General features: G+C 61.1%; 11 protein-coding genes. 7 read left to right on the top strand and 4 right to left on the bottom strand.

Annotation, left to right across the window (positions count from 1 at the left end; all coding sequences use genetic code 11):
* Window positions 1–248 precede the first annotated feature (248 nt).
* From JYP46_RS20750 to JYP46_RS20740, 3 genes are read right to left on the bottom strand one after another with little or no spacing between them, the layout of a single operon-like run.
* Entirely contained in the window at window positions 249–989 is a 741-nt protein-coding gene (locus tag JYP46_RS20750; RefSeq protein ID WP_113156511.1) for an FCD domain-containing protein, read from the bottom strand.
* Window positions 990–991: 2 nt separating this feature from the next.
* The gene (locus JYP46_RS20745) at window positions 992–2,797 is read right to left on the bottom strand and encodes a glycoside hydrolase family 2 TIM barrel-domain containing protein (protein WP_206549192.1); all 1,806 of its coding nucleotides are present in this window, start codon (window positions 2,795–2,797) and stop codon (window positions 992–994) included.
* A gap of 27 nt (window positions 2,798–2,824) precedes the next feature.
* Complete coding sequence (locus JYP46_RS20740) at window positions 2,825–3,805, bottom strand: TRAP transporter substrate-binding protein (RefSeq protein WP_206545156.1); 981 nt, start codon at window positions 3,803–3,805, stop codon at window positions 2,825–2,827.
* Between the two features lie 204 nt (window positions 3,806–4,009).
* On the opposite strand from JYP46_RS20740, the gene JYP46_RS20735 reads away from it, so the two are divergent.
* The 7 genes from JYP46_RS20735 to JYP46_RS20705 all read left to right on the top strand — a co-directional run bounded on the left by JYP46_RS20735 (window position 4,010) and on the right by JYP46_RS20705 (window position 12,732).
* Complete coding sequence (locus JYP46_RS20735) at window positions 4,010–4,546, top strand: TRAP transporter small permease (RefSeq protein WP_206549191.1); 537 nt, start codon at window positions 4,010–4,012, stop codon at window positions 4,544–4,546.
* Window positions 4,547–4,555: 9 nt separating this feature from the next.
* Window positions 4,556–5,860, top strand: coding sequence for a TRAP transporter large permease (locus JYP46_RS20730; protein ID WP_113156514.1), 1,305 nt, complete (start codon window positions 4,556–4,558; stop codon window positions 5,858–5,860).
* Window positions 5,861–5,870: 10 nt separating this feature from the next.
* Window positions 5,871–8,249, top strand: a complete 2,379-nt coding sequence (locus tag JYP46_RS20725) for a glycoside hydrolase family 31 protein (RefSeq protein WP_206549190.1) — start codon at window positions 5,871–5,873, stop codon at window positions 8,247–8,249.
* Between the two features lie 3 nt (window positions 8,250–8,252).
* Window positions 8,253–9,713, top strand: a complete 1,461-nt coding sequence (locus JYP46_RS20720; RefSeq protein ID WP_206549189.1) for a mannitol dehydrogenase family protein — start codon at window positions 8,253–8,255, stop codon at window positions 9,711–9,713.
* Window positions 9,714–9,726: 13 nt separating this feature from the next.
* On the top strand, window positions 9,727–11,127 hold the full coding sequence (gene uxaC / locus JYP46_RS20715; protein WP_206549188.1) for a glucuronate isomerase: 1,401 nt from the start codon (window positions 9,727–9,729) through the stop codon (window positions 11,125–11,127).
* A gap of 148 nt (window positions 11,128–11,275) precedes the next feature.
* Entirely contained in the window at window positions 11,276–12,496 is a 1,221-nt protein-coding gene (uxuA, locus tag JYP46_RS20710) for a mannonate dehydratase (RefSeq protein WP_206549187.1), read from the top strand.
* A gap of 95 nt (window positions 12,497–12,591) precedes the next feature.
* Complete coding sequence (locus JYP46_RS20705) at window positions 12,592–12,732, top strand: hypothetical protein (protein WP_206549186.1); 141 nt, start codon at window positions 12,592–12,594, stop codon at window positions 12,730–12,732.
* A gap of 342 nt (window positions 12,733–13,074) precedes the next feature.
* On the opposite strand, the gene JYP46_RS20700 is transcribed toward JYP46_RS20705, so the two are convergent.
* Window positions 13,075–14,553: an amidohydrolase family protein gene (locus JYP46_RS20700; protein ID WP_206549185.1), complete on the bottom strand. Its 1,479-nt coding sequence runs from the start codon at window positions 14,551–14,553 to the stop codon at window positions 13,075–13,077.
* Window positions 14,554–14,673 lie beyond the last annotated feature (120 nt).

The raw sequence follows: 14,673 nt of genomic DNA, 5'->3' as shown, positions 1-14,673 counted from the left end.
TGGCGAGGTCGATCGCCAAAATATGCACGTCTGACATAGTGTCCTCCTTCGAATGTGCCGCAGCGGCGAAGATGGCATCATACGACGCCGCTCGAAGGGGCATCCACCGCATCAGTTCACCATCACCGCGAGCCGAGAACCACAGCCATGCAAATGTGGAGTGAGATCACTTTCCTACGAACCGCGCAACCGAAAGAAGAGGGCGAAGCCCTTCACCCGTATTCGTTGAGTTGCAACGCAGTCTGGACCTATGCCGGAGCGATGGCCTCTGAGGAGAAGAGATAGCCGTCGAATTCCGGATCATCGACGTCAGAGAGCGCCATAAGAGTGAGGCGGACGTTCTCCAGATGCTGCCACATTGCCTGACGCGCCGCCGGGGCGTCCTTCATCTGCAGGGCATTCAGGATCGCGTGGTGATCCGACAGCCAGTTGGAACGGTAGGTCTTATCGAAAATTCGATTGTGCAGCCGCGCCCACATCCGGCTTTGCGCGCGTTTGCGCCACAGCTCCTCGACCATGTCGACGAGAACGGCGTTCTGGGTAGCTTCGGCAATCAGTCGATGAAAAAGTTCATCACCAGAATAATCGTCGTCGCCAGCTTCAATGGCCTTGTTCTCTAAAGCGAGCGCCTGCCGCATCTGCATGATGTCCGCCTTGGTGACGGTGACGGCGGCAAGCGCTGCGATGCTGCTTTCCAATAGCTGGCGGGCTTGCAGCAGTTCAAAGGGGCCAAAGTCGACCGCCGTTTCATTAGGGCACGCATGGGGCAGGCGCGCCAGATAGATGCCGGAGCCCTTGCGTACCTCGACCAGCCCTTCGATCTCCAGCATGATGACGGCTTCGCGGACGACGGAACGGCTGACGCCCATGTCTTCGGAAATCTGGCGTTCCGTGCGCAGGCGGTCGCCCACCGCACAGCCGCGCGCGACGATGTCCTGCTTCAGTGCTTCGGCCACATCCTGATAGCGTCGTTTGGCCGTTGCAGCCATTTCTAGTCCTCCTCGCGTTCTCCGGCTGCCAGCTCATGATACCAGGCCGCCAGAATGGAAAACGCCTCCTTGCGCGTTTCCTTGTCCGCGTGGATCAGCCCTTTCCGGTTGAAGCCAGCCTGATAGATATTCTGCCGCCGCTCAATGCGGAAATCATAGAGTATCCACGGGGATATGCCCTTCACATAGGGAAGGCGACGCAGCATCGCGATCTGGTCGCGATAGACGTCAGCCATGTAGCTTTCGCTGAAGAAGCCCTTCTTCGGCGCCCCTTCGCCGATGGCAGCATCGGCGCCTGTCTCGGAAATGACAACCGGACGGTCGGGCGCGGAGTTGCGGCCGATCACTTCCAGGTCGTCGATATTCTCATCGTACCAGCCGTAATATTCGTTGATGCCGATCACGTCGATGTGGTCGGCGAGGCGATCCTCGATCTTGCGCCTGGCGTGATTGATGAGGCAGGCCGCGGAAGTGAGGCGCGTCGGATCTGCCTCCTTGGCGGTCTCGGCGAGCCGGCGCATGAAGGACAGCCGCGCATCGGTGTCGGGGTTCTCATTGCCGACCGACCAGATGATGACGCTGGCGCGGTTGCGGTCGCGCTTGATCAGTTCGAGAAGTTGGTTCTGCGCATCCTTGAAGGTTGCTGGGTTCTCGAAATCGATTGCCCAGTAGACGGGGATCTCCTCCCAGAGCATGAAGCCGAGCTCGTCGGCCATCTGTGCTGCGCGCTCGTGATGGGGATAATGCGCAAGGCGCAGATAGTTGCAGCCCAGTTCACGCGCATGTTCGAAACGGCGGCGCAGGTCGTCCTCACCCGTCACCTTGCCGTGCTTCAGATCATCTTCGTGTACGGAGATGCCGCGCAGGAAAACCGGCTTTCCGTTGAGCAGGATGTCGGTTCCGCTGCGCTCGATGCGCCGGAAGCCCACACGGTCCTGGACGAGGTCACCGCCCGCTTCCAGCGTCACATCGTAGAGACGGGGCGAGGCGGGCGACCAGAGTTCCGGTCGGGCGTCGAGAAGCGCGTGGAAACGGCTATCCTGAATTGGCAGGGTCGCATCAATGCCGAGTGCGGGAATGGTCAGCCGCGCGCTTTGGGCGTTGCCATCGACGTCGCCCGACACCTCGATGCGTTCGTAACCCGCGTCGCCGGCAAGGCGCACGAACAGGTCGCGAATGACGGTCTTCGGCGTTTCGTAGAGCTCCACTTCGCGGTAGATGCCGCCATAGTTGAACCAGTCGGTGTTGCGCATCGGTACGCGGTCCAGCGTACGGGTGTTGTTGACGCAGAACATCAGCCAGTTGCGGCCTTCGCGCAGATGACCGGTCAGTTCCAGGAAAAAGGGTGTCGATCCACCGTAATGATTGCCGAGGAATTCGCCGTTGAGGAACACCTTGCAGTCGTATTGTGCCGCGCCGACGCGCAGGAAGTAACGGCGATCGGCGCTCAGCTCTTCCATGTCGAGCGGGCGCGTGTACCAGGCGCTGCCCTCAAAGAAGTACCACTTCTCCTTGAGCATTGCCCAGCATGAGGGAACCGGAACCGTCTCGCCCTCATAGGGATCGTAATCCCAGGGCTCGGTTTTTTCCTCCTGGGGCTGCGGCAGCATGGAAAACCATTTCTGCCGCAGCCCCGTGTCGAGGAGATCGACGCAGAAATTATACGCGCCGTCGAGCGAGCGCGCCTGCCGCCCACCGGTGAAGATCATGGTGGTGTGGTTCAGCGATTGCGTATTGAAGGGGACGTCATAGTCCTCGTCATGCAGCGCTGTCAGCGCGTTTTCGGCAAGGTGAGATCGCTCGAGCACGTCTTTTCTCCGTCGGTCGGGTGTGGCTTATTCGCCGGCGGCCTTGATGCGGTCGATCAGGTCGGAGACCTTCTCGGACTTCGCGGCGGTTTCCTCGTGCATCGGCGCGACGGCTTCTGCGAAGGCAGCCTTGTCGACCTCGTGGAACTCGACATTGAGCTCCTTCTTGGCCTGCTCGATGGAGGCTTCGCTGGCCTTGTTCCACTGTTCGCGGTGGAACTGGGCGGATTCGGTCGCAGCCTGCTTGAGCGCCTTCTGCTGCTCTTCGCTCAGTTCGTCCCAGACCTTGGTGGAGATCACGACAATCGACGGGATCATGGTGTGCTCGTCGAAGGAGAAGTGCTTGGAGACTTCGCCGTGCCGGGCGCTCGTGAGCGCGGTCGGGTTGTTTTCCGCACCGTCGACGACGCCCTGCTGCAGCGCGCTGTAGAGCTCGCCCCAGCTGATCGGGGTCGGGTTGCCGCCAAGGAGCTCGACCATCCGGATCGCCGACGGGCTCGGCTGGACGCGAACCTTCATTCCCTTCAGGTCGGCCGGCGTCTTGACCGGCTTGTTGGCGTAGAAGGAGCGTGCGCCCTCGGTGTAGTAGGTCAGGCCGATGAAACCCTTGTCGCGCGACGCCATCAAAACCTCGTCGCCGATCTCGCCGAGCAGAACGTCGAAGAGATGATCTTCATCCTTGAAGATGTAGGGCAGGTTCAGCGCGCTGTAGGAGTCCTCGAAAGCCTCGAGCTCGCTGGCATTGGACTTGGCCATGTCGAGCTGGCCGTTCTGCACGAGCTCCATGGATTCGCGCTGGGTGCCGAGCTGGGCGTTGGCGTAGACCCGGATCTTGATCTCGCCGTCGGTCAGTTCTTCGACCCGGTCACCCATGAACTCCATGCTCTTGTGGAGCGGATGGTCGTCCGGGTTGTTGTGGTTGAGCTTGAGCGTCTTGGCATAAGCGGTCCCGGCCATGAGCATGGCGATTGCACCAGCAAGCGCGCCGATAGCGGACATCTTCTTCATCGAGGAAACCCTCCCTGTTGAAATTAGGTACGCAAGGGAGCAGCCGGCAAAATGGTGCGCCAATAGTTCTCCCTGGTCGCAAACTTTCCAAATTGGGCGACCAAAAGTCAATCCATAACTGAAATTTGGTTGACCAATTTTGCAAAACAGGGAATCCTGACCGGAAATGCGCCGCCGAGGCGCCGAAACTGTCGGGGAGGATTCATGAACGAGTCCGCTGGAAGGCCGGCCAGGACTGGTGGCCTGGAACGGATGCACCTTGTCGTCGACGCATCGCTGCGCGCGATCATCGGCATCATCTTTGCCGTTCTGGTCGTCTGTGTGGTCTGGCAGGTGGTCAGCCGCTACGTGTTCGGTACACCAAGCACGGTGACCGACGAACTGGCGCGGTTTCTGTTCATGTGGCTGGCGCTGATCGGCGGGGCTTACACGCTTGGCCTGAAACGGCATCTCGCCATCGACCTTCTGCCGCTCAGTCTGAAGGGCGCTGCGGAGCGCAACCTGCGCCTGGTGATCGTCGGCATGGTTGCCGCCTTCGCGGGGCTGGTCATGGTCTATGGCGGCGGGCAGCTTCTCCTGGGTGTGCTGCAGACGGGGCAGGTTTCGCCGGTGCTGCGGGTGCAGATGGGCTACGTCTATGGCGCCATACCCTTCTCCGGCCTGGTCATGCTGTTCTATTGCGCGCTGTCGGCGCGCGACATCCTGATGGGGCACGATGTTGCCCCGCTGATGGGCGACTAGGAGAGGATCATGGAAGACTATTTCAACGCCATCGTCCTGTTCGGTTCCTTCGCCTTCTTCATGGTGCTGGGCGTGCCCATTGCCTTTGCCATCGGCCTTGCGTCTGTGGTGACGTTCATGACGTTCATGACCTTCAACCAGTCGGTCTTCATCGTCGCCCAGCAGATCGCCTCGGGTCTAGACAGTTTCACGCTTCTGGCCATTCCCTTCTTTATCCTGGCGGGGCACATCATGAATCGCGGCGGCATTGCCATGCGACTCATCGATTTCGCCAAGGTGCTGGGCGGGCGGCTGCCCGGCGCGCTGGCACACTGCAATGTCCTGGCCAACATGATGTTCGGTTCGATCTCCGGCTCCGCCGTCGCGTCGGCTGCCGCCGTGGGCGGCGTCATGGCGCCGCTGCAGGAGAAGGAGGGTTATGACAAGTCGTTTTCGGCGGCGGTGAACATCGCCTCCTGCCCGACCGGCCTTCTGATTCCGCCAAGCGCGACCTTCATCGTCTATTCGCTGATCACCGGCGGCACGTCGATCGCCGCTCTCTTCGTGGCCGGCTATGTGCCCGGCATTCTGATGGGCCTTTCCCTGATGCTGGTTGCCGGCATCATCGCCAAGCGGCGGGGGTATCCGGTGGCCGAGCGGTCGTCCTGGCGCGAAGTCGTCGATACGGGGCTGCGCGCGCTTCCGCCGCTCGGACTTATCGTGATCGTCATGGGCGGCATCATCGCCGGCATCTTCACCGCCACGGAAGCGTCCGCCATCGCGGTCGTCTACACGCTGTTCCTGGCGCTGTTCTGGTATCGCGAAATCACCATTCGCGACCTGCCGTCCGTGCTCATCGAGGCGGCCGTCACCACCTCGATCGTCCTTTTGATGATTGGCGCGTCGATTGCCATGTCCAAGGCCATGGCCTTTGCCGACATTCCCTACATGATCTCGGATGCGCTTCTGGCGCTTTCGGAAAACCCGATCGTCATTCTGCTCATCATCAACCTGGCTCTGCTCGTCATCGGAACCTTCATGGACATGACGCCGGCACTGTTGATCTTCACGCCGATCTTCCTGCCGGTGGTGAAGGATCTCGGCATGGACCCGGTGCATTTCGGTGTGATGATGACCTTCAACCTGTGCATCGGCATCTGTACGCCGCCGGTCGGTTCGGCGCTTTTCGTCGGCTGCTCCGTCGGCAAGACGTCGATCGCCTCGGTGCTGCGGCCTCTTCTGCCCTTCTATGCCGTGCTTTTCGCCCTGCTGCTTGCCGTTACCTACATTCCCGCGCTCAGCCTGTGGCTGCCGCGTCTGCTTCTGAATTATTGAGCTCGCAAAGATGAAGACGCTGAAAAACTGGTCCTTCATCGAACGGAGTGAAACCGGCCTGACGCTTCTTGTCGATGGCCGGCATCACTTCAGGGTCGATGTGCTGGAAGAGGCGCTGTTCAGGATTTCGCTCAAGCGCGATGGCGGCTGGCGGCTCGACCGGAGCTGGAGCATCGCGCCCGGGGGCAAGGCCCCGTGGGAAGGGCGCAGACGCGATGATCTCTCCGGTTTCACTTGTCCGGGCTTCGTTTTCGAGGAGCGTGGAACAAGTCTGGTTCTCACCACGCCGCAACTGCGCCTGACCATTCGCCGGCCGCTGGCGCTGGAGTGGGAGGCGAGCGACGGGGCGGGCGGTTATCGCCCGCTTGCTGCCGATCGCGCCACCAGCGCCTACATGGCCGGTGTGCGTGACAGTCGCAACGCGCATTTCCTGGCCTACCGGCCGGAAGATCTCGTCTACGGCCTCGGCGAGAAGGCGGGTGACCTGAAGCGCAATGGACGCCGTTTCGAGATGCGCAATCTCGATGCCATGGGCTATGATGCCAAGAGTACGGATCCGCTTTACAAGGTTCTGCCCTTTACAGTGACACGCACGCCGGAGGCCGGTTCCTACGGTCTGTTCTATGACAATCTGGCGGGCAGCTGGTTCGACATTGGCAATGAGTACGACAATTACCATGGTCGCTTCCGCGCCTACCGCGCTCTTGATGGCGATCTGGATTTCTATTTTAGCTGGGCACCGACCGTCCTCGACGTGGTCAAGACGCAGAACTGGCTGACCGGTGGCACGGCGTTTCCGCCGCGCTGGACGCTTGGCTATTCCGGGTCGACCATGTCCTATACGGATGCCGAGAATGCGCAGGAGCAGCTTCAGGGGTTCGTGGACCTGTGCGCTGAACACGAGATCCCCTGCGATAGTTTCCAGATGTCATCCGGCTACACGGCCATTGGTCACAAGCGCTACGTGTTCAACTGGAATCATGACCGCGTGCCCGAGCCGAAACGGCTTTCGAAACATTTCCGCGATGCGGGCATGCACTTGGCGGCCAACATCAAGCCGTGTCTTCTTCAGGATCACCCGCTTTACGAGGATGTCGCCGCCCGCGGACTGTTCATCCGCGACAGCGAAAGCGATGCGCCGGAGCGCTCCAGCTTCTGGGACGACGAGGGCTCGCATCTCGATTTCACCAACCCGGCGACCATCGACTGGTGGAAGGAAAACGTCACCACAAAACTGCTCGACCAGGGCATCGAATGCACCTGGAACGACAACAACGAATACGAAATCTGGGACGATGAAGCGCGCTGCCACGGTTTTGGTGAACCGATACCGGTCGGTCTGATCCGCCCGCTCTTTTCACTTCTGATGACGCGCGCTTCTTTCGAGGCCCAGCTTGAACACAGGCCGCACGAGCGCCCCTATCTTATTTGCCGGGCCGGCGCTCCGGGCCTGCAGCGTTACGCGCAGACCTGGTCGGGTGACAATTACACATCCTGGGAGACGCTGCGCTACAACATCTCCATGGGACTCGGCATGAGCCTTAGCGGGTTCTACAATATCGGTCACGATGTGGGCGGTTTTGCCGGCCCGCGGCCCGAACCCGAACTGTTCGTGCGCTGGGTCCAGAACGGCATCTTCCATCCGCGTTTCACGATCCATTCGTGGAATGACGATGGCACCGTCAACGAGCCGTGGATGTACCCTGAGGTTACACCGCTCATTCGCGCGGCGATCCGTTTTCGCTATCGGCTTTTGCCTTATCTTTACACGCTGTTGCGTGCGGCGGTGGCATTGCGCGAACCGATCATCCGGCCAACCTTTCTCGACCATGAACACGATGCACGCTGCTTTGAGGAGACGTCCGATTTCATGCTCGGACGCGATCTTCTCGTTGCAGGCGTGGTAGAGCCGGGCGCGTGCGAACGCTGCATCTACCTGCCGGACAATGGCGCTGGCTGGTGGGATTTCTGGACCGGAAACTGGCATGCGGGCGGGCAGGAAATCACCATTCCCGTAACACTGGAAAGCATGCCGCTCTTCGTGCGCGCCGGATGCGTTCTTCCGCTCGGCGATGCCGTCGACCGCGCCGACGCCGCCAGCGACACGGCGCGAACGCTGGCTGTTTTTCCGTCGAGGGGCGAGGGGGAAGGCGAAAGCTGCGAATATGAGGATGACGGTATTGGCATCGACGCGGCGCAAAACGCCTTCCGTATCAGCACCTACCGGCTGAAATGCACCGGGGCGCAGATCGCGCTTTCCATAAGCAGCGAAGGTGCTTTCGAGCCCCATTATGACAGGCTGCGCATAACATTGCCCGCGGGCGAGACGCGCCCGCTTACGGTGAATGGCAGACCGTTCGCCCCGGGCGACTATCTGGAGAAAGACTGACGCATGGCCGAAATCGTTCGTGAACGCTACGCCTACGACCGTTCGAAGCTGAAGCCGCGTGTGCTTCATATCGGCTTTGGCGCGTTCTCGCGGGCGCACACGCTGCGCTATCTCGATGACGCGCTGGACACGGCGGGCGGTGACTTCGGCGCGGTGGTCGCGCGTCTCAATTCCGGCGCCGACGAACTCAGCGAACTCGACGCGCAGGGCCGCGAATATCTGGTTATCGAGGCCGATGACACAGCTATGCGCGCACGCACTATCGGTTGTGTCGTGGGTACGTTGAACCCGCAGCGCGACGGTGTAGACGCGGTACCGGACCTGATCGCCAGCGCGGCGCTCTGCCTCGTGACGCTCACCATCACCGAGAAGGGCTATTGCCTGCGCAACGGACAGCTTGACCGGAGCAATCCAGCCATCAGCGTCGATCTGGAGAATGCGCGCGCCCCGCGTTCGGCAATTGGTGTTCTGGTGGAAGGTCTGCGGCGCAGGCGCGAGGCGGGAGCTGGCGGGCTGACTCTGATGGCCTGCGATAACCTTCCGGAAAACGGGACGGCCCTGCGCGCAGCCGTCATTGCCTACGCCGGGGCGGTCGAGAACGATCTGGCGGACTGGATCGTCGGCAATGTTGCATTCCCCTCCACCATGGTGGATCGCATCGTGCCGGCGCTCGACGCTGCGGGGCGGGAACTGGTGACGAAAGCTGCCGGGGATGAGAACGCGATGGGCATCGTTTGCGAGCCCTTCCGCCAGTGGGTGATTGAAAACAGTTTTTCTGCCGCCCATCCCGATTTTGCTGCGGCCGGTGCGATGCTGGTCGAGGATGTGCGGCCCTATGAGGAAATGAAGCTGCGCATGCTCAATGGCAGCCATTCCTTTCTCGCCTATCTCGGTGCGCTTGCCGGGCACGAGACCGTGGCCGACTGCATGGCGGACCCCGTGTTCGGCCGTGCTGCACAGATGCTGATGCTGCAGGAGCAGGCACCGACCCTGTCGGTGCCTGCCGATGTAGATCTTGGCGCTTATGCGAAGGCGTTGATGCAGCGTTTCTCCAATTCGCGCCTTGGCCATCGCACGCAGCAGATCGCCATGGACGGCAGCCAAAAGCTGCCGCAGCGTCTTCTCGCGCCCATCGCCGCGCACCTGCAAACAGGCGCGCCATGGCCTCTGTCGGCGCTCGGCGTTGCCGGCTGGATGGCCTATCTGCGCGGCAAAAGCGAAACGGGCGAAGCGCTGTCGCTTTCAGATCCGCTTGCCGGGCGTCTCCTGGAAATCGCTGGCGGCGAAGACGGCGCGGCCTATGTCGACGCTCTTCTCGGCGTGGAGGCGGTTTTCCCGCAGCCACTGGCGAAAGATCCACGTTTCAGACAGGCGATCCATGAAGCGTACCGCGCCCTTCGCGGAACAGGTGTCCGCGCTGCCATCGGCGCGGCTTGCGACAGACACGATCTGGCCAACGGGTAAAACGGGTAGAAAAATGCAGCCTTTTCTCGGACCGGACTTCCTGCTGCCGAACGAGCCGGCGCGGCGGCTTTATCACGAAGTGGCGGCGGATCTTCCGATCATCGATTATCACAATCATCTGCCGCCGCAGGAGATTGCGGAGAACCGCACCTGGGACAATATCGGCGAGCTCTGGCTCGGACATGACCACTACAAGTGGCGGCTCATGCGCTGGGCGGGCATTGAGGAAGAGCGCATCACGGGCAAGGCCGGATGGCGCGCAAAGTTTGATGCGTTCGCCGAAACCATGCCGCAATGCATCGGCAACCCGATGTACCACTGGTCGCACCTGGAGCTCTGGCGCTATTTCGGCCTTGAGGGCACGGTGTTTTCGCCCGCCACTGCAGATGAATGCTGGGAAGCGGCCAATGCGCAGCTTTCGAGGCCCGCGTTTTCGGCGCGCGGTCTTCTGGAGCGGATGAAGGTCGAACTGGTCGGCACCACCGACGACCCGACCGACACGCTGGAACATCACGAGGCGATGCTCGACGCGGGATTGCCTTTCAAGGTGGTTCCGAGCTTTCGTCCCGACAGGGCAATCAAGATCGAGGCGGAAGGCTTTGCGACCTATGTCGAAAAGCTGGCCACCGTGAGCGGGACGCCGGTAAGGCGCTTTGACGATCTCGTGGGCGCGCTGAACAATCGGCTCACGCGTTTCGTGGCGCTTGGTTGCCGCGCGAGCGATCACGGGCTTGAGGTTTTGCGGGCCGGACAGTGCGCGACGGCCGCACGTCTCGACGCCATCCTGCGGAAGCGCCTGGATGGCGGAACCCTGGATGAGGATGAGATTGCCGATTTCCAGACCGCGCTGCTCGTTGAGCTTGGCCGTGCCTATGCGAAGCACGACCTTGTGATGCAGCTCCACATCGGACCGTTGCGCAACACGCGCACGCGTCTGTTCGACGCGCTGGGGGCGGATTCGGGCGGCGATTCCATGAACGATCTGGCCGTTGCTGGCGCTCTCAACGCGTTTCTTGACCGGCTCGACCGGACGGATGAGCTGCCGCGCACCATCCTCTACTGCCTCGACCCCACGAAAAACGCGATGATCGCCGCGACTGCCGGCAATTTTCAGGACGGCAGCACGGCGGGCAAGGTGCAGGCGGGCGCGGCCTGGTGGTTCAACGATCAGCTGGACGGCATGGAGCATCAGCTGACGCAGCTCGCACAGATGGGCCTTCTGTCGCGTTTTGTCGGAATGCTGACAGACAGCCGCTCCTTCCTGTCTTTTCCACGGCACGAATACTACCGGCGGCTTGTCTGCCGCATGGTGGGCGGCTGGATGGAAGAGGGGGCCATGCCCCCGGACCATGACCTCGCCGCGGGGATCATTGAAGACATCTGTTACCGCAATGCGCGGCGGTGGTTTCTCTAGAGCTCTTCCCGAGCATTGATCGGTTTTCCGGCGGGAATTGCGTGAACAAGAACTCCTGGATCGCTTCACCGCATGCGTGAAACGATGAAGCGGTCCAGCATTTGCATGCGGCGCTCCACTGGCGCTGCGACAGGGTGACGAGGATAGTATGCGACAGACATGGCGATGGTTCGGGCCGAATGATCTGGTTTCGACGGACGACATGCTACAGGCCGGGGTGGAGGGCGTGGTTTCCGCGCTCCATCAGGTGCCGACCGGTGACGTCTGGACCCCCGAGGCCATTGCCGCGCGGCAAGGGGAGATCGGAACGCGCCGTGACGGCTCTCCGTCCGGCCTGTGCTGGGAGGTCGTGGAAAGTCTGCCGGTCTCCGAGGCCATCAAGAAGCGGAAGGGCGACTGGCGCCAGCATATCGAGAACTACAGGCAGAGCCTGCGCCATCTGGCCGGGGCCGGCATCGAGATCGTCTGCTACAATTTCATGCCGATCCTTGACTGGACGCGCACCGATCTCGCCTACCGGGTGTCTCATGGCGGCACCTGCATGCGTTTCGACATCGTGGATTTCGCGGCTTTCGACATCCACATCCTGAGGCGCCCGGGCGCGGTTGAAGACTTTCCGGAAGACGTGGTCGCCGCTGCGGCAGAGCGCTTTTCCGGTATGGGCGCGAAGCGGCGGGAAGAGCTGACCCGCAATGTGATTTCGGGTCTTCCCGGCGCAACGGAGAGTTTGACGCTGGACGGTCTCCAGGCGCACCTCGACGAATACGGGACGATCTCGCCGGATGAGCTTCGCGGCAATTTCATTGCATTTCTGGAAGAAGTCGTGCCGCTGGCGCAGGAGTTGGGTATCCGCATGTGTTGTCATCCGGACGATCCGCCGTTCCCTCTGCTCGGCCTGCCGCGGATCATGTCGACGGAAGCTGATTACAAGGCGATGATGGATGCGGTGGATGTACCGGAAAACGGCATCACCCTTTGCTCTGGTTCGCTCGGTGTCAGACCAGATAACGACCTGCCCGGCATGATGCGCCGGCTCGGCGAGCGGGTGCACTTCCTGCATCTGCGCAATGTGCAGCGTGAGAGCGACCAGGTCGCCTGTTCTTTCCATGAGGCCGAACATCTTGGCGGGTGCACGGACATGGTCGATCTTGTCGCTGCCGTGGTGGAGGAAGAAGCGCGCCGCCGGGCCGCCGGGCGCACGGATGTGTCTATTCCGTTCCGTCCCGATCACGGGCAGGACATTCTCGACGATCTCGGACGTCGCTCCCAGCCGGGGTACCCGGCAATCGGTCGCCTGAAGGGGCTGGCGGAGCTGCGCGGCATCATCGCCACGCTGGAGCACCGCACGCATGGTCTGGGGGCAAGCTAAACGGGGCATTGTAAACTGACCTGCTCCCCGGAAAGCGGACACTGACGTAAGCTGCGATTTGTTGTCTGCTGGTCTTCGAGAACAGGAGATCAGAGATGCAGAAACGCAAGCAGCGCTCGCCGGAATTTACGGCGACAGTCGCTCTTGAAGCGTTGAAGGGCGAGATGAACCTCGCCCTGATGCGTCAGACCGATCAACAGCTTCAGGAGACGCCGTTTTTCGATGTGCGCAGATGATTTTGCACCTGAAGAACGAAGGTCATCCGGTGAACGAGAAGCGGATAGGGCGAGTGATGCCAGCCTGCCATAGGCCCAATGCAAGCAAGCCTGCCAAGGGGCAGAAGATCTGGCCATAAGTGCTCAAGGATTGGCGGCCGTCGGCGCAGGAAACCTATGTCCCGATGAACCAAAGACCGGTCATGCACGAACAATCAAACTGGGCCACTCATGTGGTGCTGATCACTCGGCAATTGAAAACAGCATCACAATTCCATCTGCATTCACACGCCCATTGCCTGACATGATGTCATCGCACATCGATGGATCCTTAAAATGGATCCATGCACCAGAGTCATCCTACTAATCGTACTGCGGTGGAACCGGGGCTATCACAGGTTTCTCGAATGTTCGATGCAGCTTGCCCCAGCCGGGCTCGTGCATGTGGTCTTGCAGTCCCGCCCGCTCGACCAGTGCGCGGGCTTCCTTTTCGCCTTCATCGAGCGCCGACTGCACATCTGCCGTCAGAACGCGGCCACCTTCCATGAGCACTTTTCCATCCACGATCACCGTGTCCACATCACTGCCCAGAACCTGATGAGCCAGTCTGTGGACGGGCATCCAGTTGGGTGTGAGATGCGGCTTGCGCATGTCGATCACGGCAATATCGGCTTTCTTGCCGATCTCCAGCGAGCCAATTTCATGATCCATGCCGATGGCGCGCGCGGCATCGATGGTAATCATCTCGAACAATTTGCCGGGTGGCAGCAGATAGCGGTCGTGATTATGCAATATGTGCTGGGTCTGCTGCGCAATGCGCGCCACCTGGAACATATCGAAATGGCGGCTGGGCGCTGCGCCGTCCGAGGTGATTGCGACCGGCACCCCGCGCGCCATCATGTCCATGATCGGGGTGGAGCGTCCGGGCGGTGCGTGGGTGACGAAGGTTCCCGTCTCCGCCAGAATGTCGATCTCTTCATGCGAAATACCCCAGCAGTGCTGCAGGTGGACGTCTGGTCCCAGAAGCGCGTTCTCCTTGTCTTGAAACGCCATCCGTATTTGCCCTGCGAAAGCGTCTGAATGAATGCGAACGCCCCATTTCCGGGCTGTTTCGCGAACGCGTCGCGCTTGCATGCGGTCGTCCGCCGTCAGGTTGACAGCCATGTCGGGGGACGATGCGTTGGAGGGCTCGACCGAGGGCACGATCGTGAATGGCGTGAGAAAGACGTTGATGCGACCGTCTCCGCTGCCATTGACTGCGTCGATGACGGCCTCGGCTCCTTCGATCATTTCCTCAAAGGAGATCTGGCGTCGTTCCGGCTGGCCGCTCTCCCAGCGCGTAACGGTTTGCGGCCAGGGCAATCCCGCCGGGCCGACACAAACGATCTCCCGAAGGCCGATTTCATCATAGGCGCGCGCATGATTGATGGCGAAGGCCGGATCGTCGCTGCGCGGCATGGAGGTGATGATGCTCGCTCCTGTCGTCACGCCGGCGCGCAGTCGCTCAAGGCCGGAAACGAGCCCGTCCGCATACCAGTAGTCGCGTGTCACATAATGATAATAGGCAGGTGTGACGATGCGCATCCACAAGGCGTTGGTGTCGGCGCCGATGCTGCGGATCAGCGCATGACCGGCATGGCCATGCGCGTCGATCAGGCCGGGGACCAGCATCTTGCCCTTGCAGTCCAGCACCTTCTTGCCTTCGTGTCGCTGCGCCAGCTCGTCGGCGGCGCCGATGTCGACGATTCTGTCGTCAACAATGGCGAGGCCGCCATCCTCGATGATGCGGCGGGTTCCGTCGACGGTGACGATTGTCCCGTGCAGTAGAAGAAGCTCACTCATATCTCACTCCCGGCTTGGTTGCGCGGCAATCTACCCGCCGCATTGGCTGACATTTTTTACAATAATTGCCGACAATATAATTGACAATTGCTGTTTTGGCCGTGAGTGTTCCATCAACTC

The sequence above is a fragment of the Nitratireductor aquimarinus genome (genome assembly GCF_017255295.1).
Taxonomy (GTDB): domain Bacteria; phylum Pseudomonadota; class Alphaproteobacteria; order Rhizobiales; family Rhizobiaceae; genus Nitratireductor; species Nitratireductor aquimarinus.
Note: the sequence above shows the minus strand (reverse complement) of the source record. Positions and strands in the feature narration are given on the sequence as shown.

Bases quoted from the DNA above. Each gene is read 5' to 3' on its own strand.
- uxaC (WP_206549188.1), top strand. From the start codon at position 9,727: ATGCAGCCTTTTCTCGGACCGGACTTCCTGCTGCCGAACGAGCCGGCG.
- JYP46_RS20725 (WP_206549190.1), top strand. From the start codon at position 5,871: ATGAAGACGCTGAAAAACTGGTCCTTCATCGAACGGAGTGAAACCGGC.
- JYP46_RS20740 (WP_206545156.1), bottom strand. From the start codon at position 3,805: ATGAAGAAGATGTCCGCTATCGGCGCGCTTGCTGGTGCAATCGCCATG.
- JYP46_RS20735 (WP_206549191.1), top strand. From the start codon at position 4,010: ATGAACGAGTCCGCTGGAAGGCCGGCCAGGACTGGTGGCCTGGAACGG.
- JYP46_RS20720 (WP_206549189.1), top strand. From the start codon at position 8,253: ATGGCCGAAATCGTTCGTGAACGCTACGCCTACGACCGTTCGAAGCTG.
- JYP46_RS20730 (WP_113156514.1), top strand. From the start codon at position 4,556: ATGGAAGACTATTTCAACGCCATCGTCCTGTTCGGTTCCTTCGCCTTC.
- JYP46_RS20700 (WP_206549185.1), bottom strand. From the start codon at position 14,553: ATGAGTGAGCTTCTTCTACTGCACGGGACAATCGTCACCGTCGACGGA.
- uxuA (WP_206549187.1), top strand. From the start codon at position 11,276: ATGCGACAGACATGGCGATGGTTCGGGCCGAATGATCTGGTTTCGACG.
- JYP46_RS20705 (WP_206549186.1), top strand. From the start codon at position 12,592: ATGCAGAAACGCAAGCAGCGCTCGCCGGAATTTACGGCGACAGTCGCT.
- JYP46_RS20750 (WP_113156511.1), bottom strand. From the start codon at position 989: ATGGCTGCAACGGCCAAACGACGCTATCAGGATGTGGCCGAAGCACTG.